This window comes from Acinetobacter seifertii (assembly GCF_016064815.1).
GTDB classification, from domain to species: Bacteria; Pseudomonadota; Gammaproteobacteria; order Pseudomonadales; family Moraxellaceae; genus Acinetobacter; species Acinetobacter seifertii.
This window is the reverse complement of the sequence record NZ_CP065820.1, coordinates 3,262,187-3,286,914: the sequence shown is the minus strand read 5'-3', so window position 1 is coordinate 3,286,914 and position 24,728 is coordinate 3,262,187. Positions and strand designations below refer to the sequence as shown.

General features: G+C 38.9%; 20 protein-coding genes. 15 read left to right on the top strand and 5 right to left on the bottom strand.

Annotation, left to right across the window (positions count from 1 at the left end):
- Positions 1–36 precede the first annotated feature (36 nt).
- The 3 genes from I8T81_RS15120 (at position 37) to I8T81_RS15110 (ending at position 2,928) form a co-directional block, all read left to right on the top strand.
- Positions 37–537, top strand: coding sequence for a hypothetical protein (locus tag I8T81_RS15120; protein ID WP_191012682.1), 501 nt, complete (start codon positions 37–39; stop codon positions 535–537).
- A gap of 146 nt (positions 538–683) precedes the next feature.
- Positions 684–1,913, top strand: coding sequence for an iron-sulfur cluster carrier protein ApbC (gene apbC / locus I8T81_RS15115; protein ID WP_191012683.1), 1,230 nt, complete (start codon positions 684–686; stop codon positions 1,911–1,913).
- A 142-nt stretch (positions 1,914–2,055) separates the two neighbouring features.
- Positions 2,056–2,928 carry a 5'-methylthioadenosine/S-adenosylhomocysteine nucleosidase gene (locus I8T81_RS15110; RefSeq protein ID WP_198071574.1) on the top strand — a complete coding sequence of 291 codons (873 nt, stop codon included), beginning with the start codon at positions 2,056–2,058 and terminating at the stop codon, positions 2,926–2,928.
- A gap of 30 nt (positions 2,929–2,958) precedes the next feature.
- Here I8T81_RS15110 and I8T81_RS15105 read toward each other — a convergent pair whose 3' ends face one another.
- Complete coding sequence (locus I8T81_RS15105) at positions 2,959–3,525, bottom strand: DUF2062 domain-containing protein (protein WP_004703446.1); 567 nt, start codon at positions 3,523–3,525, stop codon at positions 2,959–2,961.
- 355 nt (positions 3,526–3,880) lie between these two features.
- On the opposite strand from I8T81_RS15105, the gene I8T81_RS15100 reads away from it, so the two are divergent.
- The 7 genes from I8T81_RS15100 (at position 3,881) to I8T81_RS15070 (ending at position 13,418) form a co-directional block, all read left to right on the top strand.
- The gene (locus I8T81_RS15100) at positions 3,881–4,474 is read left to right on the top strand and encodes a LysE family translocator (protein WP_191012685.1); all 594 of its coding nucleotides are present in this window, start codon (positions 3,881–3,883) and stop codon (positions 4,472–4,474) included.
- 115 nt (positions 4,475–4,589) lie between these two features.
- Positions 4,590–5,159, top strand: coding sequence for a dCTP deaminase (gene dcd, locus I8T81_RS15095; protein WP_002120290.1), 570 nt, complete (start codon positions 4,590–4,592; stop codon positions 5,157–5,159).
- A 301-nt stretch (positions 5,160–5,460) separates the two neighbouring features.
- A complete protein-coding gene (locus I8T81_RS15090) occupies positions 5,461–6,759 on the top strand; it encodes a type 2 periplasmic-binding domain-containing protein (RefSeq protein ID WP_086496336.1) in 1,299 nt (432 codons plus the stop codon).
- A 228-nt stretch (positions 6,760–6,987) separates the two neighbouring features.
- Positions 6,988–9,120 carry a hypothetical protein gene (locus I8T81_RS15085; RefSeq protein ID WP_198071573.1) on the top strand — a complete coding sequence of 711 codons (2,133 nt, stop codon included), beginning with the start codon at positions 6,988–6,990 and terminating at the stop codon, positions 9,118–9,120.
- Positions 9,121–9,135: 15 nt separating this feature from the next.
- Positions 9,136–9,861, top strand: coding sequence for a DUF6160 family protein (locus tag I8T81_RS15080; protein WP_198071572.1), 726 nt, complete (start codon positions 9,136–9,138; stop codon positions 9,859–9,861).
- A gap of 32 nt (positions 9,862–9,893) precedes the next feature.
- Complete coding sequence (locus I8T81_RS15075) at positions 9,894–12,305, top strand: DUF6160 family protein (RefSeq protein ID WP_191012687.1); 2,412 nt, start codon at positions 9,894–9,896, stop codon at positions 12,303–12,305.
- 159 nt (positions 12,306–12,464) lie between these two features.
- Positions 12,465–13,418, top strand: a complete 954-nt coding sequence (locus I8T81_RS15070) for a DUF6160 family protein (protein ID WP_191012688.1) — start codon at positions 12,465–12,467, stop codon at positions 13,416–13,418.
- 77 nt (positions 13,419–13,495) lie between these two features.
- Here the strand turns inward: I8T81_RS15070 and I8T81_RS15065 are convergent, their stop codons facing one another.
- Together I8T81_RS15065 and I8T81_RS15060 are read right to left on the bottom strand one after the other, a co-directional pair.
- The gene (locus I8T81_RS15065) at positions 13,496–14,440 is read right to left on the bottom strand and encodes a tRNA-dihydrouridine synthase (protein ID WP_198071571.1); all 945 of its coding nucleotides are present in this window, start codon (positions 14,438–14,440) and stop codon (positions 13,496–13,498) included.
- A gap of 84 nt (positions 14,441–14,524) precedes the next feature.
- Complete coding sequence (locus I8T81_RS15060) at positions 14,525–15,334, bottom strand: cytochrome C assembly family protein (RefSeq protein WP_004703432.1); 810 nt, start codon at positions 15,332–15,334, stop codon at positions 14,525–14,527.
- Positions 15,335–15,475: 141 nt separating this feature from the next.
- On the opposite strand from I8T81_RS15060, the gene ffh reads away from it, so the two are divergent.
- Positions 15,476–16,888, top strand: coding sequence for a signal recognition particle protein (gene ffh, locus I8T81_RS15055; RefSeq protein ID WP_004703430.1), 1,413 nt, complete (start codon positions 15,476–15,478; stop codon positions 16,886–16,888).
- 49 nt (positions 16,889–16,937) lie between these two features.
- On the opposite strand, the gene I8T81_RS15050 is transcribed toward ffh, so the two are convergent.
- Both I8T81_RS15050 and I8T81_RS15045 read right to left on the bottom strand, forming a co-directional pair.
- Positions 16,938–17,672 carry a pantothenate kinase gene (locus I8T81_RS15050; protein ID WP_198071570.1) on the bottom strand — a complete coding sequence of 245 codons (735 nt, stop codon included), beginning with the start codon at positions 17,670–17,672 and terminating at the stop codon, positions 16,938–16,940.
- A 15-nt stretch (positions 17,673–17,687) separates the two neighbouring features.
- The gene (locus I8T81_RS15045; RefSeq protein ID WP_134262117.1) at positions 17,688–18,440 is read right to left on the bottom strand and encodes a biotin--[acetyl-CoA-carboxylase] ligase; all 753 of its coding nucleotides are present in this window, start codon (positions 18,438–18,440) and stop codon (positions 17,688–17,690) included.
- A 30-nt stretch (positions 18,441–18,470) separates the two neighbouring features.
- Here I8T81_RS15045 and I8T81_RS15040 point away from each other — a divergent pair, with 30 nt between their 5' ends.
- From I8T81_RS15040 to I8T81_RS15025, 4 genes are all read left to right on the top strand, one after another.
- On the top strand, positions 18,471–19,274 hold the full coding sequence (locus tag I8T81_RS15040) for a sulfite exporter TauE/SafE family protein (RefSeq protein WP_068936127.1): 804 nt from the start codon (positions 18,471–18,473) through the stop codon (positions 19,272–19,274).
- 251 nt (positions 19,275–19,525) lie between these two features.
- Entirely contained in the window at positions 19,526–20,221 is a 696-nt protein-coding gene (locus I8T81_RS15035) for a GntR family transcriptional regulator (protein WP_049066133.1), read from the top strand.
- A 10-nt stretch (positions 20,222–20,231) separates the two neighbouring features.
- A complete protein-coding gene (gene smc, locus I8T81_RS15030; protein WP_198071569.1) occupies positions 20,232–23,681 on the top strand; it encodes a chromosome segregation protein SMC in 3,450 nt (1,149 codons plus the stop codon).
- A 1-nt stretch (position 23,682) separates the two neighbouring features.
- The gene (locus I8T81_RS15025; protein WP_198071568.1) at positions 23,683–24,705 is read left to right on the top strand and encodes a cell division protein ZipA C-terminal FtsZ-binding domain-containing protein; all 1,023 of its coding nucleotides are present in this window, start codon (positions 23,683–23,685) and stop codon (positions 24,703–24,705) included.
- Positions 24,706–24,728: the final 23 nt, after the last annotated feature.

Sequence of the window (24,728 nt, the reverse complement as noted above, 5' to 3'; positions counted from 1 at the left end):
AGGTAATTTTTTTAATTAACGATGAGGATAACAACGATGACTACTGAAAATAAATTAGATGAATTAAAGGCAAAAGCGGCAGATGCAAAAGTAAAGGGTGAGAAAGCTTTGGACGACCTAAAGGAAAATGTTAAAGAGAAACAGGCCGCTGCAAAAGATGCTGTTGAAGATAAAGTAGATGAATTAAAGTCAAAGGCAGCAGATGCAAAAGCACAAGGTGAAAAAGCCTTGGATAATTTGAAGGACAATGTAAAAGAAAAACAGGCTTCTGCAAAAGATGCTGTTGAAGATAAAGCCACTGATTTGAAAGGCAAACTTGATGATGCTCAGCATAGTCTGCAAGATAAGTTTGATCACTTACGTACTGAAGCGGCCCATAAGCTTGATGATGCTAAAGCCAAAGCCGCAGAATTGAAGGAAGAAGCTGCATCAAAACTTGATGAATTGAAAACGCAGGCAACTGCAAAGTTTGATGAATTGAAGAAAACAGCAACCGATAAACTGAATAAGTTAAAAAATCACGATTCTGCTGAATAAGGTGATTTAAACTAAAATCCGTGCTGCTCACTCAAATGTTGAGGATTTAAAATTAGCAATTATTCATTTCGAGTTGAGCGAGTACGGACCAATACTGTTACACTAGCTCCAATAAGCTGTAATGATCTGTTTTTGGAGTAAACAATATGTCTTGGCTTTCTTCATTAAAGTCTGTTTTTTCACCGGCACAAGAAGTGAAAGAAGATGAAATCCAAACCGTACTCCAAAATTATTTGCTACCCCATTCCAAAGATGCCTTAAAAGAGCGCATTAGTCAGCTTCAGGTGCAAGGTCGAGTTCTACAACTCACCATTAATACATTTCCTGATGAGAAAGAGCATCTGCAGCAAATTCATGATGAATTAGCCGATGCCTTAGAAAAGTGTGGTATTGAAGAACTTAATTTGCACGTAGTTCAGCAAAAGCGCCCAGAACAAGAAAGCGCAGGTCAAGGTTCTTCATCTAAAGCACCGAAAGAAAATTCGAACTTACCACCAGTAGTTGATGCTTCAACTAAATCTGAACCTGATCCAAACAATCCACCGATTCAAAAAGCTGCTCCTCAACAAAGAGATGTTCCAGCTCATCCTCGAATTAAGAACGTTATTTTGGTTTCATCTGGTAAAGGTGGGGTTGGTAAATCGACCACTACGGTCAATTTAGCGCTTGCCTTACAAAAAATTGGACTCAAGGTTGGGGTATTAGATGCCGATATCTATGGCCCAAGTATTCCAACCATGTTAGGTAATGCTGGCAAAACACCTCTTATTGAAAGTGAAAATTTTGTACCTTTAGATGCATATGGTATGGCTGTACTTTCTATTGGACATCTCACTGGTGATAACAATACACCTGTCGCATGGCGTGGACCGAAGGCAACAGGTGCTCTAATGCAATTGTTTAATCAAACACTTTGGCCAGATTTAGATGTATTGATGATTGATATGCCGCCGGGTACAGGTGATATCCAACTCACACTTGCACAGCGTATTCCTGTGACTGGCTCAATTATTGTGACGACTCCGCAAAATGTTGCTTTATTGGATGCCACCAAAGGAATTGAGTTGTTTAATAAAGTTGGTATACCAGTATTAGGCGTCGTCGAGAACATGTCGACTCATATTTGCTCGAATTGTGGCCATGAAGAACAAATTTTTGGTATTGGTGGTGGTGATAAGCTTTCCGAACAATACCATATTCCATTATTAGGTCGTTTACCTTTAAATGCTCAAATACGTGAGCATGCTGATGAAGGTAAACCGAGTGTCGTAGCAATGGATGATGCAGCTGATAGTTATATTGAGATTGCTAAAGCAGTCTGGCAACAGATTGAGAAAATCCCTCAACGCACACGTGATGATAAGCGAATCTTTTGATTCATTTGACCCGACTTTAAGTCGGGTTTTTTATTGGTTAGTTAAAAGTAAAATTTAAATTACTGAATCTAAATAACAAAGCTAATCTTGAAATTGGCATGTAGATTGCTAGTTTACGCTTTTAAAAAGAAATAGGTGAAAAATGCAATTTAAATATACTTTGGGTGTGATCAGTTTATGTAGTGCGGTATTTTTAATGGGATGTAATGATGATAACTCAACTGTTTCACAAACATCGACAGTTGGAGAACAGAAACAGAAACTGCAGCCGATTATTATTCAAGGTGCTCTACCTGTAGAATCGCAACAGATGGCAGCTAAATTACAGAATGTGACTGTTGAAAATGTTGGTGGATGGACCTTTTGGAAAGGAACACACAATGGTTATCCAATGATTATATCCAAAACACGTATGGGTATGAGTAACTCTGCTGCTGCAACAGCTTTAGCCATTGAGCGTTATAAGCCGATTGCAATTATTAATCAGGGGACATCAGGTGGACATGACCCAGATCTACATGTTTACGATATTGTTTTAGGAAAGTACGCAACTAATATTGGTGCATTTAGAACCCCTAAACAAGCATTAGGAGCTGGATCAAATTCACTCACTTGGATTGAAGCATTTGATGTTTTACCAACCGATGAGTCTGATCCCGAACCAATTGCAATTCGCAAATTTGAAGGCGATAAAGAGTTATTAATGGCGGCCCATAAAGTTCGTTATGACAAAGGTCAAGTAGTTGAAGGAACGATTGGATCAGCAGATGTTTGGAATAATGAATTGGATCGTATTCAATTTTTCCATCAACGTTATGGTACCTCTGTTGAGGAAATGGAAGCAGCATCAGTTGCACAAATTGCAAGCCAGTTTAATGTTCCTTTCTTAGGAATTCGAATTTTATCTAATAATATTACCAATAATGGCGCATATGAACCAGGTACTGGAGAGGCTTGCCAAGACTATGTGCTTAATGTGGCAGAAGAATATATGAAATCTAAACTAGCAAAATAACAATTTAACTATATGCAAGAAGATGAGTTCTTAAAGGGCATCTTCTTGTTTCTTATAACCAGCTCGACTTTTCCAATTTCGAATGACCATCCAACGCCAAAAAACTTCAGTCACTATATAAAGTATGATTGCAAATACAAATGCTTCAACTACAAGCCCTGACATTAAAATTTTGGCGAGACTGAAATCTATATGCCCATGACCAAAGTGAGTAATCCACCTAGAAATTTGATGCAGTACACCTAAAAGCATCTTTTTATTGATCATATGTACATGATAAATGTGCGAACCAAACCAGAATCCAGTATATAAAATGGGAACTAAGGTGAGAGGATTACTGAGCCAAGCAAGCATTAGACTAATAGGCAAATTCACTTCAAATAGCAATACTGCCATCACAATAAAGACGCTATGAAATGGAATAGGCAGTAAACCGAAAAATGTTCCTACAAAAACGGCTCTTGTAATTGATTTACGGTTGACATACCAAAGCACAGGATTAAGGGTTTTTTTCCCAAAAATCCTTAAAAATTTCATATTTGAAACTTTCTCTGGAGAAGGAAGCCAAGACTGAAAAAATTGCTTTGCCATAATCATAGGATAGTAGAGTCTAGTGACTCATATAAACACAAAAAAACAATATATTAATTGAAACTTATTGAAAGCTTAAAAATTAAACTTACTGCAGTAATAATTCATTATAGATCTTTTCTAGGTAAAAATAGATTTTAAATAAAAATACTTATATTACTTAATACAATTTGGTACGCAAAGTTCAACAACTGACTGCTAAGTTTTTTAGATTAAAATTTTTAAAAATTACCTATCTTATTGTTTAATATTAATTTTAAAATATTGAATGTTAACTTTTTAAAAAATTGTCTTACAATTAGATTTTGCCTTGGCAAAAAATATCTATTAATCTGAAATGACTACATTGTGAGGTCATTCAATGATTTCATGGCTATTTATTGGCTTAGTTGCCACAATTTTACTTACCCCAGGCCCAACCAATACTTTACTGGCATCGTCAGGAGTACAAGTAGGTCTTAAGAAGTCTGCGAAATTAATTCCGGCAGAAGTTCTTGGATATGTAATTTCTATTTCAGCTTGGGGAATGTTAATTGGGAAGGTATCCGCAACGCTTCCTTTCTTACCTCCTATGCTTAAATTGCTAAGTGCTTGTTACATCATTTTCTTAGCTATTAAATTATGGCATACAGCCAATCAGCAATTTGAGTTAGATCAGCCAACTATTCGCCCGCGTGAATTGTTCTGTGCAACTTTACTCAACCCTAAAGCATTACTTTTTGCTTCAGCGATTTTCCCTGTTACCGCATGGACTGATTTTCATATTTATCTCATTCATATGCTGGCTTATTTAGCGTTAATTACACCGATTGCATTGTTCTGGATTTTCTTGGGTTCAATTTTGGCAGGCAATAAGGTACGGTGGTTAAATCAAACGAATTTACAAAAAACAGCCTCGCTGATCTTAGTGAGTTTCTCAATTCCGATTAGCTATTCTGCTTTATTAAACCTTTAAAAGTCTTACTGAGCTATTCTTATCGAGAAGAGTAGCTCAAGCATTGTTTTCATAATTGCTTTTTTACGTTAAAGTACGTCGCAATCAATGAAATTACCTTTTGGATAGAAAATACATGGCTATTAAGTCTGATCGTTGGATTCGCGAAATGAGCGAAAAACACGGCATGATTGAACCTTATGCAGAGAATCAAGTCCGTTTTGATAAGAATGGCGAAAAATTGATTTCTTACGGGGTCTCTAGCTATGGTTATGACGTACGCTGTGCCCGCGAATTTAAAGTTTTCACTAACGTACATTCTGCAATTGTTGATCCGAAAAATTTTGATGATAAAAGTTTTATCGACATTGAATCTGATGTTTGTATTATTCCGCCAAACTCATTTGCTTTAGCACGTACAATTGAATATTTCCGTATTCCGCGTAATGTTTTGACTGTATGTCTTGGTAAATCGACTTATGCACGCTGCGGTATTATTGTCAATGTGACACCTTTAGAACCAGAATGGGAAGGTCACGTGACTTTAGAATTTTCAAATACTACGAATTTACCTGCACGTATTTATGCTGGTGAAGGTGTAGCGCAAATGTTGTTCTTTGAAAGTGATGAAGTTTGTGAAACGTCTTATAAAGACCGTGGTGGTAAGTACCAAGGTCAAACTGGCGTGACACTTCCTAAAACCTAAGTTGTTTTTAATTTAGATTAAATTCTAAAAAAATGGGTCACTTTCAGTGGCCTATTTTTGTTGAAAAGTAGAGAAAGTGGCGTTCATCGGAATATTAATAAATGAACGTTTTCTTTTGTAAAAAATGATATAAAATGATCAATAATTGATTTGTTTCTTTGAGTTGTATCACACAAATTAAAAGAAACTAGATCGTAAATATCGGCGTTTTCTTTATGTATTTAATTTAAGGTTAAAGCAAGAGAAGCCAAATAAAAAGAAATCAAATTAGATTATGCCCCCAAGGATACGGAGGTCGGTCATGCGACAGTTTAAGTCCCTTCATGTAGCTATTCTAGCACTTGGAAGTTTATGCTTTTCTTCTGCTTATGCTGGTTCTACCTTAGTTCCAATGTCAGATGCTGAGTTGTCAGCTACTCGTGGCCAAGCCTTGATGAGTATGTCTTATATTGCGCCTACCGATGCTGCAAGTAATTCAAGTACTAACGGAAACATGGGATTCTATCGACTTGCTCTAGATGGCCAATTAGAACTGAATGCCAATATTAAAAAATTACAATTAGGTTGTGGCGGTGTCAATGGAGCAGGGGCATGTGATATTGATATCGATTATTTGAGCTTAAGTGGTGGTACTGTCGATAGTACTAGTGCGGAGCGAGCTGCGTCATCTGCTGTTATTACCAACCCATTTTTAGAGTTCGCGGTTAAAAACCCAAATTCAGCTTCTACACGTGAAGTACAAGGTTTTCGTTTAAGTGCCAAATCACTTTCAGGTTTACTTACTTTTGGTTTACAAAATGGTGATGCTGCAAGTGGTATTAACTCATTGAGTGGGTATTTAGTGACTAAACCAACAGGAGGAACCGTAACTACAAATCCTTACTACGGCATTACTCAAAATGAGACTGGAACCGCAATTACAGGACAAGCACAATTTATTGGTAATGTAGCAACTCTTCCATTTACATCTACTGCCTATAATCTGAACTTAGGGGCGGGTAGTGGAACCCTATCTATGGGACAACAAATCATTACGGGTAAACGTATAAATACAGCCAATTTAAATGCGACTGCAAGGGTTGGAGGAATTGCAGTTACTGGAACTTTAGATGCAACTGCTTATTTACTCGGTATTCCCGTTCCGATTTCGGGTAATGTCACTGGAACAGTAAATAATTTAGATGTAAACGTGGCAATTAAACAAAGTCTAGGATATTTCCATGCTGCACAGTTAAATGGATCTGCTGGTTATTTATCTGTGCAAGGTGTGAATATATTGTGGCCAGAGGCTGCATCGACTGCCCAAACAGGATGGTGGCTAGAGCTTACAAACCCAATTGATATTGGTCAAATTACACCTTCTGGAAACGTCGATATTGCATTAGCTACTATTAATGATGCTTTAGGGCAAGTTAGCTCATACCTTAATAGTAATCCTGTGGCATGTGGACCACTCGCATTAAGTTGCTTGGCTGGTAATCTTCCTATTGGAAATGTTGATTTAGCAGGAAAAACCCCAGCTTCAATGAGCTTAACCAATGTAGTGTTACAAAAACAGAGTTTTTCTTCTAACTGTTATGGTTCTTTAAAATTCTGTTAATTACACTAAATTAAACTGATAGTTTTCATTCATCGGAAAAATGTATTTTTGCTCATTTCATTTTGCATTTGAATAAATATTCAGCATAATGGAATTGTGGAAAGGTTGGCAATTTTTTAGAGTTTGCCCCCCTGTGAGATGGAAAAGGAAATCATTTTATCTCACATCAAGGACTGTTAAAGAAAAAGAAATATGGTGCGCGGCATCGTATAAAACAGGAAGGTCACGATGACTACACTTAATTATACGGTCAGTTTTCAAAAAACCGTTTTAGCAAGTTTAATTGGACTTTGTTTAAGTCAATCAAGTTTTGCTCTTGAAGAGCTTTCTGATGCTGGTTTGAGTGAAACTACGGGTGAGGGTATTGCAATATTACCCCAAAATGCATTTATGGTATTCCGTGGAGCTGGTCCCAATGAATCTGTAAATCAAATTATTACCGACCGTAGTAAAGATACCGGCTACATTAACTATGTGCCTGTGGGTCCTTTGAGTGTAGCAGCCGCTGATACCAGTGGTAATGGTACTGTTGGTCCCGAAGATAAAGCTGTCGGAAAAGCGGATATCTTTCTTTATGGCTTAGCGCTTTCTAAGTCAGATGGTGATGCAAACTCGCGTATTGCCAATACTGCAACAGCAGCAGCGATTTCAAGTTGGGGAACAGGTGCGAACCCGTGGGTATTTAAAGTAAAAACTGCAAATAATATTCCTAACTTTAGCACGACAGATAGTGGTGGTTATCCTGTTACCTATTTATCTTTAGAGGCTCCTCTATATCAACCTACGATTGATGGTGCAGCGGGAGCAGATGCATATAATTTAAAATTAGGATTGTGGACAGATGTATTTGTAAGAAACCCTAATATCGTGGCAACTACAAATGGTTCTTTAGCACAATTTCAATATGGCGATAGTAGTGGATTAATTGGTACGAGTATTGATACAAGTCGTGCTAACCGGTTGCGTTTGCAAGGTATTCTAAATGGCTTTAGTTTAAATGGTAGCCAGATTAGTATGTTCCAAACACTAGGTGGAGCAACTACTACTGGAGGAATGAGTCCTTTTTATAACAATACATTAGGTATGTCTGGCTTAGTGCGCTTAAATACGGGCGATAGTAAAAATACAAGCATTGTGACTGAAAATATTACGAGTCAAACCCAAACTTATGCAACGAGTGCGAATAATGGTTGGCAAACAGTACATGCTGGTGCAAATTCGACTTTAAGTACAAGCAGTAGTGGGGACTGTGGTAATAGCAGTACAGGTAGTTTCAGCACATCACGTGGCTGTCGCTATTATGTAGAAAATCGCACAAGAACAGATACAAAAACATCAAGTAAAACTCGAAGTGCTTTTAACGATACAAGTAAAGTCTTACGATTGAGTACCCGTGAAACCTCAGATTCACCAAATGCATCAAATAATTTATATACACCAGCATTAGATGCTACAGGTGCTGTAGCACCAAAGTTTGCAGACACTGAGGGTTTATATTTATACAATCCAAATATTAATTTAGTGCTAGGTAATTTATATCAACCTCTTATTTTGGGTTCTGATGGTAAAAACTTTAGTATAGAAATCGCGCGAATTGCGAATAAGCCGGAAATATATAAACAGATCTACACCGATTACACTGGTGCTGATGCCACATATAAAGGCTCTACTTGTAACGTTTATTCTTGTGCAAACCCTACGCACAGTAGTATTGCAATTGGGACAGTTTATAGTCCTGATAATGGTAAAACATTATTAGCAGATACAAGTGAAGGAGCAATAGGGGTTTCATTTGGTCGCTTAATTTCAACAGGTACACAAGTTTCTGGAACTTCTGCTGGTAGTCTAGTGTCATTGACTAACTCTGTATCTGGAACGACTTCTGCAACTATGATCGAAGTTCGATATAAGCAAAGACAACAAAATACTCAAATATGGAATCAAACCTATAGTTGTGGTTTGTTTAATACAAATTGTGGTTATAAAACATTAGGATATTTATATCAATGGGAATATAGCCAAGGAACAGGTTCTTGGGTCATTACAAACCCAACAGCAAAACCAGCTGATGCTGCAACTTGTTCTGGTGCATTAGGATGTACGAGTACATCAGGTTCAACTCCAATGTACGGAACGGTTTCAAACCGCGATTGGAGTAATGCATCTATTCCTTGGCTGACATCACGAAATGCTGTAGTCAACGATTTAATTGGAAGTAGTAATGGTACGACTGGCTATGTAATTCCAACTGCGAATCAGGCGCCTGCATTAAATAACATTACTCCTCTGAACAATTTAGGTTCTGCTGTGGTAGATGGTTTACTCATTCAGCATTTAAAACTCACCACAAAAGGTCTATAAGAGGAGGATAATGCGATGAAAAAAATAACTGCTTTACTCCTTACTCTGTGTGCAACTGCGACTCATGCAGAGTTAAAAACCTTGGATAATGATGCTTTACAGGCGATTAATGGCCAAGCTGGTGCTGATTTGTCTTTAATGCTCAATTTAAACCAAACCAGTAACGGTATATTTGATAATGGTAGCGGTGGTATTTGTGAAAACCTTGAGTTCTGCCACATTGGATTAGCAATTAATAAGCGTTTTGTGCAAGCAGATGCGACTAAACCAAGTGGTTGGGCCGAGAATAGTGATAGTGGTAATAAACTTTGGTTAGTGTTTAAAGGCGTACAAGGAACTTTAAATATTCAAAAAATGGGTTTGGATGGTGCTGATTTAAAGTATCTTGATAAAACCAATACCGAAATTATAAAACCTGCGATTCAACTTAGTTTTAGTGCAGCACAGCCGATTTTAATCCGTAACTTTGGTTTTAACGCGTTATCTATTGAGCAAGATAACTTTACAAGCTCAACCACGACCCAAGGCTCAAGTACCAATATGTATGATTATGCATATTTCAAAAAGCCAACGTATGCGGCAACTGCAAATAGTGCAAATCAGCAAGTTGCAACGGCTACACCTTCAGCCTATGACTATGGACGTGAAACAGGCTTTATGGGCTTAATGATGAACGGAAATTTGGCAATTCAAGGAAAAGTCATGGTGTTTAGCTGTGATGGTAGCCATCCCCGTTGTTAACGCTTAATGTAGATTTCAAAGGAACTGAAGTGATGAACAAAAATAAAGAAAGTCACAGCTCAAAGTTTATTTTAAATACATTAGCAACCAGCATGTTGTTAGTGAGTGGGCAAGTGTTTGCTTTAGAAGCTTTAACAGATGCTGATTTGAGTGCGGTAAACGGTCAAGATGGAATCTCGATTCAAACGACTTTTAATGAAATTAATATTGATAATGCTTATTGGGATGACCATGCGGGCACACCAACAAGTGCTGATCAGGTTTTAAGAGCGCAAGCAAGTGGCGTAAAAATACAAAAAAGTAATGCGTCCACTCAAACCTTAGGAACAAACTACCGTTTAGATGTGGGAAGTAATACAGCTACAGGTAAAGCTGGAATTGATTTTTCTATGCAAAGTAGCCCATCCCTCATTACAGTAAATAGCGTTAAAGTTTGTAATAGCTCTGCTACATGCTCACCTACGCTAGGGCAGTTGGCTATACAAACAACTTCTCCTTTAAATTTAGCACTGACTACTCAAGATGGTCTATTTAGTCCAAATAGCCAGTCAAATATGACATTAGGAATAAACAACGCAAATATTTATTTAGGCCAGTTAGATGCACGCAGTCAGCTCAATCAACTGATATTAAAGAATTTTAACTTTAATTTTGTTGGTAAAGGTGTCATGTTCATCGATCCCGTTAGGGGCATTGTTTTACAAACTAATACTGGATCAAATGTAGCTGCTGTTGGGCAAACACCAAGTACGACTTATGGTTATGTAGACTTTAATCGGGTAGCAGACTCAGCTTCGGGCTTAACAGCTGGTACTTATGTAGATAGCAATGGTAAAGCGACTAATTCGGGTCTTAACATTGAAGTAATGCTTAGCTCTAATGTTGATAAAACTAATCCTTATGGACTAGATGCGACCAATACACCGCAAAATTCAAAAGGTTTAATTCGGCTAGGTGCCAGTGGACGTATGGTAAATAGTTATTTACAAGTCCGTGGTATGGATGGTTCATCAGACACTACAACTTTAGGTACTGCAAATACTGCTTCGGGTACGAGTTCAAGTAATAGTATTTTGGGTAATACTGGAATTGCCTTCCGTATGAAAGGTGAATTCACTAAAGATAATGATTCAATGCTGGGTTCAGATGGTAAAGCCACGACTTTAGAAATTGGTGGGGCAGGTTTAAATGCTTACGGTTTCGAGTTCGGCAATTTAACAGGTCTTAACTCAGCTACGCGCGGTTATTTTGATAGCGGAAATATTTATTTAAATCTTGCTGATACAAAAACATTATTAATGCCAAATAATGCGACCTTAAACAGTATTCGTTTAGGGGCGGGTACTTTAACAACCGCCGCCGATTATCAACATAATATTCACCGCGATACGGTGACTAATCCATTTAGTTTGATTCTTGCAATGCGTGGAGCAGAGTTTCAAGCATTTTCAAGACGAGGACGTTTTACCACAAGTGCAAATGTTGCTGCTGCCAATCAATTTGCAGATAACGGTTTAACTAACCAATGGGGCTTGGCTTTACCTTTTTATAATTTAAATGCTAATGCTGCAGTTTACGGTTTAGATGCGCCTGCAAATAGCGCTTTTTACTATACAAAAGATGCTAACGGTAAACCCATTCAAAATGTTGTAGGTACTTCCGGAACAACTTCGCGTTTAGGATTTGGTGTTGGTGTTGGAACAACAGGTCGAGATACAGGCGGTACAAAAACAACTTCAATTTTATTAATTGATGGTTCTCCAAATGCTAATAATGCAGGCAACCCTACCGACTATTACATGGGCTTACGTAATATCGATATGTTCTTAAAAGGTAATGGCAGTATTGGTTTAGAAAATGGCAGTCTCAATATTAGTTTAAGAGAGATGCTCATTGCTTTATCAACTGAAATTGCAGCGGGTTATTTACCAGGAGCTAAATATAAAACTTGTCCGGCAACAGGGTCTTGTACCTCACCCATTGATAACTTTGCCAGAAATAATGACGTTTTATTTGGCTTAAAACTACGCTTAGGTGGTGATTTAAATTTATCGATTGTGCCGAATAGTTCAATCGCTGATGGTAGTGCTTTAACTGTACTCGGTGATTTCACAATGCCAGCCACAGCAACTGGAAATACAGTTCAAATTAGTGACCCAATTGATGGTTCGGCAATTGGTTTTGATAATATTACCGGTAAGCTAGCGTTTAATACCGCTTTAGTGGTGGGCAAAGATACAGCAACTGGTTTAGGTAAAGTGGGGGTAAATACCGCAGTGTACTTTAACCCTGATAAGAGTATTGACGGTGCTTTACGTGTTAAAGATATTAATTTCTATCCACCTTCAACAGGTGCAGGCGCACGTTTAGGTGAGCTTGCTATTACGGGTGGGCGTTTAAATAGTAACTTTAGCATCGTACCGAGAAATGGTGCTTTTAACTAATAAAGCAAAGTGGCGATATCGCCACTTTTTATAAAAATTTATTTTGAATGTGATTGGATTTGCATTCGTCGGGTTATATCGATAATTGTTTTGTACCCATCTATTATTCTGATAATCTGAACAAATAATAAGCGTTTGTCTCTTAAGGATTAGAGCGACATGAAAAATAAAAATATAGTGTGCTGGTTATTACTTACCAGTAGTTCAAGTGTTTTTGCGATGCAGCCTTTGGATGACCAAAGTCTTTCAGCGGCGACAGGTCAAAATGGTTTAACGCTAGGCATTCAGGCCGATAAAGTTAAATTTAATCAGGTTGCCTTGATTGATACCAATGGCATCGCCTCTACGTCTTACAATAGTAAAGCTGGTCTTGTCATTGCAGGGAACTCTACGAATCCTGTTCCAAGCATAGAGTTTATTAAAGCAGCTGTATCGACCAATCCTTCTTTCAATATTGCTATTGATACCGATGCAGGTGCGGGTAAGCCTTTTGTAAATTTAGCTGTCACGATGGGTAGTGATGTAAATGGGATTCGACTTACACCGTTTTCAGTTTATTTGGCACCTAACACTTCAGTATCAAGCCCTGCTGATTATGCGGTTAGTAGTTATGTGCCAAAATCCATTTTTAGTTCGGGAACCACGGTAAATACAGGAGTAAAGGAGCTTGTTCGCTCTACAGGTAATCTTGATATTAACTTTGTACAAGCCAATAAACCTCGTTTAAACATTCAGTTGGGGCATGCTGCTCAGTCTGTTATGGTTAAATTTGGTGGAGCACTTCAATCGATTTGTTCTGCCGCTGCGGGTTGTCCAATTACGTTAGTGTCCGATACTACAGGTGCTTCATTTGGATTTAAATTTGCAGGAACAAATGCAGCTACAGGTTTTCTTCTTGATGGGTTTTATGCTGGGGTCGATCCAACAGGATTAACTTTTGGTAATACAGGTGCATCTAGTAAATTTGATGCATCGCTTAACAATGTCACTTTAGGAAATTTAGCAACACAAAGTACAACAACTTTTAATAATTTACCTAACGGGTCTATGGGGAGTTTTGGAGTTACAGGCGCTTCAGTGACGGACTTTAAAATGAAAGTAAGCGGTTTCTAAAAAATAATTACTTAACCTGAAATACCAAAATAGGGTGGCTATATCAACAGCCACCCTATTTTATAAATTTTAAGTATTTAACGATGAGATGAACTGGTTTGTTCTAATTGATGAACAATTTCATCTAAAGCTTTAATTCGTTTAACTTGCTCCCACAGTTCTTTGGCTTGAGGGTAGGCTTTGGTCATCATACCTAACCATTGTTTATAACGACCAACCATCCCAATTTCTGTTTTTGCCTGACCATTTAAAAAACGGATTTGTAAGTCAACCAGTTGCTCCCAACTAAATAAAGCCTCATCCATATTTTTACGAATGCATTGTGTTAAATCAGGAGTCGTTACAGCACCGCGACCAATCATTAAATCTTCACAACCAGATTGCTGTTGGCAGGCCTTTGCATCTGCATTGTTCCAGATTTCGCCGTTAGCAATGACATTAATTTTTAAAGCTTCTTTGATTGGTAAAATTTTTTCCCAATAAGCTGGTGGTGTATAACCATCTGCTTTCGTCCGCGCATGTACTGTTAACCAGCTTGCGCCGGCATCTTCAACCGCGTGCGCATTTTCCATGGTGTGATTTTCATCGAGATAACCTAAACGCATTTTTGCTGAAACAGGAATATGCTCTGGTACTGCATCACGGACAGCTTTAATCAGCATATGTACCACGTCTGGTTCATCAAGAAGTACAGAACCACCGCGATGTCGATTTACGGTTTTGGCAGGACAACCAAAATTAAGGTCGATCGCTGGAGCACCTAATTCAACAACTTTTGCTGCATTTGCTGCCAGCATATCTGGATTGTTTCCTAAGAATTGCACATGAACAGGTGTACCTGCTGCTGTTTTACCGTCGTTTTTTAACTCAGGGCAAAAACTATAATAGATATGGTCTGGTAAAATACTATCTGTAACTCGAATAAACTCGGTTACACACCAGTCGAAATCACCAACAGATGTGAGGGTATCCCGCATGATCGGGTCAGTTAAACCTTCCATTGGAGCGAGTATGAGTTTCACAGTCTGTGCCACCTGATTAAAACAAAAACAGCGTTATACGGGATATGTATAACGCTGTCTAGTAGTGCTGAAATTTTAGTTGTTTTATCGGCCTAATATCATTTCAAGTACAAATTTACTGCCAATAAAACCAATTGCTAAAAGTGCAAAGCCAATTAGCGTAAAGCGAATTGCTTTTTGTCCTCGCCATCCAAGTTTGTAGTGCCCAATCAGTAATGAGCCATAAATAATCCATGAAATAATACTAAATACGGTTTTATGAGCGAGGTGCTGAGCAAAGAAACTGTCAACAGTTAAAAAGCCAAATGCGAGAGCGATTGTGAGTAAAATAAAACCAGTAATAATTAAGTCAAATAACAAAGATTCCATGGCCTGAATAGGCGGGAGTAAATTGACCCAAAAGCGTTTTTTTTGTTTCTTTTTGAGTTCACGATTTTGGAACCATATTAAGATCGCGTGTATAGTTGCCATCAGTAAAACTGCATAGGCGGAAAGTGAAAGAATAATATGAGTATCTAGGCCTAACGAATGCTGTTCAATAAATTGATCAGGTTTACTAAAGCCAAAACCTAAAATAAGTCCAATCGCTGCTACAGGAATACCGAGTAAGTTTAAAGGTACAATTGGACGGAAAGTACTAAAAATTAAACTTAACAACAACATAAGCCATGAGGTAAAGGATACTAAATTAAAAACATCATAGTTAATTCCTAATGGTGTCAGCATGGCATTACATAAAACTGTACCGTGTAATAGCAGTGCCAAGGTTGTAACAAAAGCAAATAACCATGGGTTTGGTTCACGTTTTGACATTAAACGTATGAACAGATACCAGAAAGAAGTGGTATATGCGATGAGTGCCAAAATTGTGTAAACCAAGGGGAGGCTAATCATGTCAAACCTTTTTCAGGATTAATTCATCTAGATAAGATATAAATTCGCTGCGAACTAAAGTATCCTATAGCATTCTATGCATAAATTTTCTATTTCGAGAAAGATTTTTTTTGCAACTAGCCATTTTAAGCGGATTTTGCAATGTTTGATACCTTAACAGAACGACTCACACAGAGTTTAAGAAATGTTACTGGCTCAGGGCAGCTGACCGAAGACAATATTAAAGATACCTTACGTGAAGTACGTATGGCTCTTCTTGAAGCCGATGTCGCGTTACCTGTAACTCGTGAATTTATCGCGAAAGTTAAGGAAGAGGCATTGGGCCAAGAAGTGATGACTCAGTTATCTCCAGGCCAGGCATTTGTAAAAATTGTTTATGACGAACTCACCAAGATGATGGGTGAGGCGAATGAAACACTAGATTTAAGTGCTAAGCCTCCAGTTGTTGTATTACTTGCCGGTTTACAAGGTGCAGGTAAAACGACAACTGCTGCCAAATTGGCACGATTCTTAAAAGAACGTCAAAAGAAAAAAGTAATGACGGTTTCTGCCGACGTTTACCGTCCAGCAGCAATCAAACAGTTAGAAACTGTCTCGGCAGAAGTTGGTGCAGGCTTTATTCCATCAGATCCTTCTGAAAAGCCAATTGACATTGTTAACCGTGCAATTGAACAGGCAAAAATCCAGTTTGCTGATGTGTTGATTGTCGATACAGCGGGTCGTTTACATGTCGATGAAGACATGATGGACGAAATTAAAGAATTACATGCAGCAGTTAAGCCGACTGAAACTCTGTTCGTGGTTGATGCCATGACAGGTCAGGATGCTGCAAATACTGCTAAAGCATTTAACGATGCTTTGGCACTTACGGGTGTGATTCTTACCAAAACTGATGGTGATGCGCGTGGTGGTGCGGCACTTTCTGTACGTGCTATTACTGGTAAGCCAATCAAGTTCTTGGGTATGGGGGAAAAGCTTGATGCCTTAGAGCCATTCCATCCGGACCGTGTTGCTCAACGTATTTTAGGTATGGGTGACGTACTTTCTTTAGTCGAAGAAGTTGAACGTAAAATCGACAAAGAAAAAGCCGAAAAGATGGCGAAAAAATTGCAAAAAGGCGGAAGCTTCAACTTTGAAGATATGCTAATGCAATTTGAGCAAATGAAAAAAATGGGCGGCATGATGGGCTTCTTAGACAAGTTGCCTGGCATGAGCGGTGCAGGAATTCAGCAAGCAATTGAGCAAGCGAACCCTGAAAAACAAGTCAAAAAGATGGAAGCTATTATCCAATCAATGACTGTTAAAGAGCGCCGTAACCCTGACCTGATGAACCCAAGTCGTAAAAAGCGTATTGCGGCAGGTTGTGGTATGGATGTTGCGGAAGTGAATAAACTCATTAAGCAACAAGCGCAAATGGCTAAAATGATGAAGAAATTTGCGAATCCATCTGGTATGAGCAAAATGATGCGTTCTTTAGGCAATATGCAAAAGCAATTTGGCGGCGGCGGTGGTGGAATGGGCCCACTGTTTGGTAACAACGACCAAAAGAAATAAATTCATAAAATAAAAGGCGCCTAGAGCGCCTTTTATTTTGTTCTGTGTTTTAGTCTTTAGGGTAATGAGCAATATATTGTTGCAACCCTTTAAGTAAAAGATCTGTTTCAACAGTAGGTTGGTACTTCTGTAGAAATTTAGCAAAAAGAGAGGCATCGCCACCAGTCAGCAGCAGCTTTTTAGGAGATTGCTGCATAATATTTTCGATGGTACTAATGAGGCCTAATAATATACCGTGGTGTACTGCATCTACGGTGTTATTGCCTGGGTTTAAATTATCAAAAGCTGAGTCTGGAATTTTAATGCCTTTGGTATTTTGAATGAGTGCATCGCGCTGCAAATATAAATTAGGGAGGATATAACCCCCTAAATGTTGTTTGCCTTGCGTTAAATCAATGGTAAGCGCTGTTCCGCAACCAATAATACAATAATTTTCTTGTTCCTCAGCAACAGCAAGTACTTGTAACCAGCGGTCAATCCCGAGCTGACTCGGTACTTCATAGCCACATTGTAGGCCTGCATATTCCGAATGGACTTTGGCAAAAACAACAGGGATTTCAAGCCATTTTAAAATCTGCTGAATACGTTGGTTGTTTTCACTGTCAAGTACCGAAGAAATGCCAATGCGATGCAGACCTTGATGCTTAAAGTGTTGGATTAATCCAAGTAATAAATCGGCAGGAGACTGCAAATGTAGCTCAGCTGCATGTTCAGTAATTTGCTGATTTTCAGTAATCCAGTATTTTAAACGTGTATTTCCGATATCAAGCCATAAACTTTTCATGGGGAAAATACCTGATTACTGAGTTGATTGTGGTCTTAAACGACCTTGATAAAACTGCTGTGGTTCTGGAGTTTCAAGAATGACTGCACCTTCATTAGAAATTCCGACGAAACGGCCATGTATCAGTCCTTGACTATGTTCAAACTGAACTAACTGATTTAGCCAAGCTGCATGATGGTTAAAACGTCCTGCCAAGTTGTAGCAACCATGATCAAACCAGCGAGCTGCATTTTGAATTGCAATATAAAGCTCTGAAATTAGCTCAAGCCGACTCATTTGCTCTAGACCTAAATCTTCTAAAGAGGTGATTGGCTGGTCACTATCAGTCACTGGTGGTGTTTTTAAATTAATCCCTACGCCAACAATAGCCTGATGTTGGGAAAGTGGTTCGACCAAAATTCCACCCCATTTCCCATGCGCACTATACAAATCATTTGGCCATTTCACTTGTAAGCTTAAAGCTTGTAACTGCGGGATTTGCAAAATATTTAGAGCAACTTCAAGTGCTAAGCGACCATCTAAGGGTGTTCGAGTTTGCACCAATGTGCTTAAATAAATGTTTCCTTCAGGTGAAATCCACTGCCGTTGATGTTGACCTCGCCCTTGAGTTTGTTGAGCACTGCAAACCAAGCCTGTTGTAATGCCTTTTTGGGCAATTTCACGAATATCATCATTGGTCGAAGTTGTGGTTGCTTTTAATAAAACCACTTCTGGAAGCTGGTTTTTTGCGCTTAAAAGTTGTTGTAGTTGGCGAGTCTCTAAATCCATGTTGAATATGAGCAGAGTGGTAAAACATTTATGGAGTTAATCATATATTTACTCATTGGCGCAATTGCTGGTTTTACTGCCGGATTGTTTGGGGTTGGTGGTGGACTAATTATTGTACCAATCCTCTATGTCGTTTTTACCCAGTTGCACTATGACCCAGCGGTAATCATGCATATTGCAGTCGGAACATCGCTTGCAACCATTATTGTGACGTCATTTAGTTCAGTTTCTGCCCATCATAAAAAAGGTGCAGTACTCTGGCCTGTTTTTCGTAATTTGGCACCTGGGCTAGTGATTGGTTCATTCTTGGGGGCGGGTATTGCCGATCTCATGTCTGGTCAGCATTTACAGCTTCTTATTGGTGTTTTTGCTGTTGTAATGGCCTATCGTATGTTTAAAGGCGCAAATGTGGTTGTTGACCCATCACGCCAACTTCCTTCAACACCTATGCAATTTATGGCAGGTGGTGGCATTGGTATTGCCTCTGCAATTTTTGGTATTGGTGGCGGTAGCTTAACTGTTCCGTATTTAAACCGTCATGGCGTAGTCATGCAAAAAGCAGTCGCGACTTCTGCCGCTTGTGGTTTACCTATTGCTGTAGCGGGTGCAATTGGCTTTATGTGGTTTGGTGCTAAAGAGCACATTTCTGTACCTAACACGATTGGTTATGTGCACATCTATGCATTTATTGGTATTAGTGTCATGAGTTTTGTGACGGCCAAACTTGGTGCCAAGGTTGCGCATGCTCTATCACCACAAATGCTAAAAAAATGCTTTGCTTGTTTACTCGTGGTGGTTGGAAGTTACTTTATTTATAAAGGCATTATGAATTAAAAATCGCTTTTATTTAGAAAAATATAGAAAAGGAAGCTTAGACTCACAAAGTTTAAGCTTTTTTATTTGAAGCTTTTAAAAGCCTAAAGATAGGTTTTTTATCCGATTTAAGTATGGATTTTGGGTGGGTTGGCTTAAAATGCAATAAAATTGTCAGACAATGACATAGTTTTTAATAGATGGGATCAGTTAAAAACAAGAATGCGAAAGAAAAGCATGGATTAATGCATATAAAAAGTAGCGGGTGATTTATGAATCTCGAAGAGACAGAAAGTCTTTCTGAGCAAATTGTCAAATATATTAGCGAACAGATTATTAGCGGCGAATTGGTCGAAGGTGAACGCATACAAGAGCTTCGTATTGCGAAAGAGCTCGATGTAAGCAGGGGGTCAGTTCGTGAAGCATTATTATTACTCGAACGTACGCATTTAATTGAAATTTTTCCGCGTCGGGGTGCAATCGTCTCGGAAATGTCTGCACAACAAGTGAAAGCACTGTTTGATACAAATGTAATGCTACTAGGACACATTGTGCAACGCATCAGTGAAACATGGCGTGCACACGAAGCTGATCAATTACAGCTGTTACAAGAACAATTACTTGAGCATGTAAAAGCAGGCGATATCGAAAAATTCTACGATGCCATTTTCCAATATCTGGCTGAACAGCAAGATATGGTGGGTAATCCTTACCTAATGAAATTCTATAAAGAATTACTACCTTCACTACGTCGCAGTTATTTTTTGACCTTAAATACCTCTAAAAGGGAACTGCAAGAAGCGTTTGCATTATTTAAACTCGTGACTGATGCAATTTTGATCCGAAAATCACAACAAGCCGCTTTATTTATGGAAGATTTTTGTCGACACTTACGTAACCTTGTGTTGGAATCGCTGACACGAATGAAACAGATTGAATTGGCTTGGGCAAGACGCTCACGCCGCTAGTTAGGGCATTATGCGTTTAAGCAGTTTAAAACTTTCCGGCTTTAAATCTTTTGCAGATAGTACAACTTTAAATTTTAAGGCGAACCGCACAGCAGTGGTTGGTCCAAATGGTTGTGGCAAATCCAATGTTATTGATGCAATCCGCTGGGTGATGGGTGAGTCAAACGCTCGTCAACTTCGTGGTGGTAGCATGCAAGATGTTATTTTTACCGGAACATCCAAGCGTAAGCCAGTGGGTGTAGCCAGTGTGGAACTGCGTTTTGACAATACCTACGGCAAATTAGGTGGAGCCTATAACGCTTATAATGAGCTTGCTGTTCGTCGTCAGGTCACCCGTGAAGGTAAGTCGGAATATTTTTTAAATGGTACACGTTGTCGTCGTCGTGATATTACCGACATTTTCTTGGGAACGGGTTTAGGACCACGTTCTTATGCTGTGATTGAACAGGGCATGATTAACCGTTTGGTTGATGCCAAACCTGAAGAAATGCGTATTTTCATTGAAGAAGCAGCGGGTGTCTCTCGTTATCAGGCGCGTCGCCGTGAAACTCTGCAGCATCTTGAACATACTGAGCAAAACCTTTCACGTTTAGAAGATATTGCGCTTGAGTTAAAATCACAGCTTAAAACGCTAAAACGCCAGTCAGAAGCTGCGGTTCAATATAAAACCTTAGAAAGTCAGATTCGTACCCTAAAAATTGAAATTTTGTCTTTTCAGGCAGATAAAAGTGTACGCCTACAAGAAGAATATACAGTCCAAATGAACGAACTGGGCGAAACTTTTAAGTTAGTTCGCTCTGAGTTAAGTACAATTGAACATGATTTAGAATCGACCAGTGCTTTATTTCAGCGACTTATTCAGCAATCTTCCCCACTACAACAAGAGTGGCAGCAAGCTGAAAAGAAACTGTCTGAACTTAAAATGACTCTAGAACAAAAACAGAGTTTATTTCAGCAAAATAGTACGACACTGGTTCAATTAGAACAGCAAAAAGCTCAGACGAAAGAGCGTTTACAACTTTCCGAGCTACAGCTTGAAACACTGAATAATCAGTTAGAAGAACAAACTGAAGCTTTAACAACGATTGAACATACCGCAGCCGAAGCAGAACAAAACTTTGCTGGTTTACAAGCACAGCAAAAACAAGCACAGCAACAGTTTGAACAAGTAAAAGCTCAAGTTGAAAAACAACAGCAGCAAAAAATGCAAATGTCTGCTCACATTGAGCAACTAGGCAAAAATGTTCAGCGTATTGAACAGCAAAAAGAAACGCTGCAACATCAGGCAAACCAGATTCAATCGCAAGTACACGAAGATGAACAAGGCGAGCTTGAGCAACTACAGCAGCAGCTTGGTCGTGAAATCTCAACGTTAGAGGCTGAAATTGAGCAGTATGTGCAACAGATTGAACAGTCTCAACAAGCGCATCAGGCAACTAAAAATCAGCAACAAACACTGAAAACAGAAATACAGGTTTTATTATCTGAGCAGAAAAACTTAAGCCAGCTTGTTGCTAAACAAAGTCCAAAGCGAAACCAAGATACGCTACGTTTAATGCAGGCTCTAGAGTTAACGGAGCAGGGCAAGCCACATGCACAAATTATTGAAAAGTTTTTAGCAAAATGGTTGCAGGCGCAAATTGTTGAAACCGAACAAGTCTTTCAGGAAGGAATTGCTCGCCAGTTAAAACCGTCAGAACAAACAACCAAATTTAAAGGAAATTTGGCCTGTTTAAATGACTGGATTGCGTCACCGCAGCTTTCAATATTTTCCAATGTAGCGATTGCGCAAAATTTATCTGATGCTTTAAATGAGCAAAAGCAACTGCAACACGGCCAGTCTGTTTTGACTTTAGATGGCTATCATGTCGGGCAAGATTGGGTCATTGCTCTTATGTATGATGACGAAAGTCAAAGTGCACAAGGTATGCTCAGTCATCGTATTCGTCTAGATGAAATTGAACAAGTTCTTCAAAAGCAGCAACCCGAACTACAAGCATTAGATCAAGTTACTGTTCAGGAAAAAGAAAAACTCGTACAGCTACAAGCAGACTTACAGCAGAAACAACAAGTTATTAAACAAAAACAAAAAGACTTGCAGCAGCTAGATGTGCAAATTGCTAAACAGCAAACTGCAGCACAAGCATTTTTACTGCAAAAACAGCAATTGAAAGATCAGTTAGCTCAGTTAGACATGCAGCTTGAAGAAGATGCAATGCAAAAAGATGATCTTGAAATTGATTTGCATGCGCTTGCGATAAAGCTAGAAACCATTTTACCTGACTATAAAACTTTGCAATTTCAGGTAGAAGAATTAACAGAGCAGCTTGAAGAACAGCAACAAGTCTTACAACAGCAACAACAAGAGCGCGAAATTTTACGTCGTAACAGCACGCAGACGACTCAACAAATCGAGTTGCTTGAAAAAGATATTTCGTTCTTGCAGAGTCAATATCAACAAATTGCAGCTCAAATCGAACAGGCGAAAAAGTTTGTTGACCCTATTCAATTAGAGTTACCAAACCTTGAGTCGGAATTTCAACAACAGTTTGCTCAGACTGAAAAGTTGCAAAAAAACTGGAATGAATGGCAGCTTGAACTCAATAGTGTGCAAGAGAAGCAACAAACACTCACAGACCAACGCCATCAGTACCAACAGCAAGATGAAAAACTCAGAGAGCAGCTTGAAGCCAAACGTTTAGCATGGCAAGCAGCTAAATCAGACCGCGAGCATTATCAAGAACAGTTAAAAGAGTTAAATGCCGAACTTCAAACGGGCTTGAAAATAGATTTAACCGAGCACCAGCAAAAACTGGAAAAGGTACAAAAGCAGTTTGAAAAAATCGGTGCAGTTAATTTGGCAGCTTCACAAGAGTTTGAAGAAGTTTCTCAGCGTTTTGATGAGTTGAGTCACCAAATTCAAGACTTGGAAAATACGGTAACTCAGTTAAAAGATGCGATGAAAAGCATTGACCAAGAAACCCGTAAACTCTTTATGACGACTTTTGATCAGATTAATCATGAGTTGCAAAACCTGTTTCCGAAGGTTTTTAATGGTGGTGAGGCAAGTCTGAGTCTGGAAGATGACTGGCAATCTGGGGTTAAGCTCATGGCAAGACCACCAGGAAAGAAAAATAGTTCTCTGGCCTTACTTTCTGGTGGAGAAAAAGCTTTAACGGCGTTAGCATTAGTATTTGCTATTTTCAGGTTAAACCCGGCACCATTTTGTGTACTGGATGAAGTGGATGCACCACTTGATGATGCGAATGTACAGCGATATTGTAATTTGGTAAAAGAGCTTTCTGAACATGTACAATTCATTTACATTACACATAATAAGCTGGCGATGACCATGGCAACTGACTTGTTGGGTGTTACTATGCCTGAACCGGGCACATCAAAATTAGTCACTGTCAATTTAGAACAGGCAAAAGAATACGGGTTAGTTTCGGAGTCATAGAATGGAAATCAATACGATTATTGGCATCGTTGTTGCCATTATTATCATGCTAGTTGGCTTAAGAATGATTTTAAAAAAGCCGAACCACGCTGAACCCTCGCTAGACAGTGATTTGCATATTAATCCTGAAAGTAATCAACCGGTTATCCCTCGTCATGTACGAGATCAACTTGAACAGCCTGAAGCGGTCGCAGCATCAGCAAATGTGGCTGAACGAGTGGAACCAACTTTAAGCGAGCGAGTACAACCAGAAGAAAAGGAAACAAAAGAAGTAGAACAAGTTCAAATAGACCAGACACCGGCACCCGTTGTGAATACGCCAGTAGAAGAAGTCAAAGCTGAAGAAACTACTGTAAGTCCAACTGCAAGTGAAAATAGTTCAGTTGAGTTAACTGATACTGTTTCTGCTGAACCAGAAGCTACAAGCTCATCTGAACAAAAAGTTGCAGAAGATCAGCCAAAAACTGAACCAGAATTAAGTTTAAATCCAAATATTGAAACTGCTGAAATTGCTGAATTTGAAGGTGAAAGTAATATTTTGGATGTTCATTTACATGAGCAACAACGTTATGACGATGAAAGTGCATTAGCAGTAGCAGAGCAAATTATTGCATTAAATGTTTATCCGAATCCGCGCCGTGCGTTATCGGGTGATAAAGCGTTGAAAGTACTTTTAAAATATGGCCTACGTTACGGTGAAATGTCTTGTTTCCATCGTTATGAAAATACCGATGAACCAAGTGCACTCATGTTCTCTGTACTTCGGATGACAGATAACGGTCCTGCTGGTTTCGATTTGGAAACTTTATCTGCTGAACAAGTTCAAGGCTTGGCATTTTTCCTTGCACTTCCAAACAGTAAAGCAGTTACTGGTTTTGACATGATGACCAGTATTGCAGGCCTAATTGCTCGTGAAATTGATGGTAAGGTTTATGATGAAAATAACCTCGAGTTTACGCCGCAGTTAAAAGAACACTGGCGTCATCATGTGATTGATTATCGTCCTGCACAGGCAACAGCCTAGTTTAAATTTTTTGTATAGGTTGC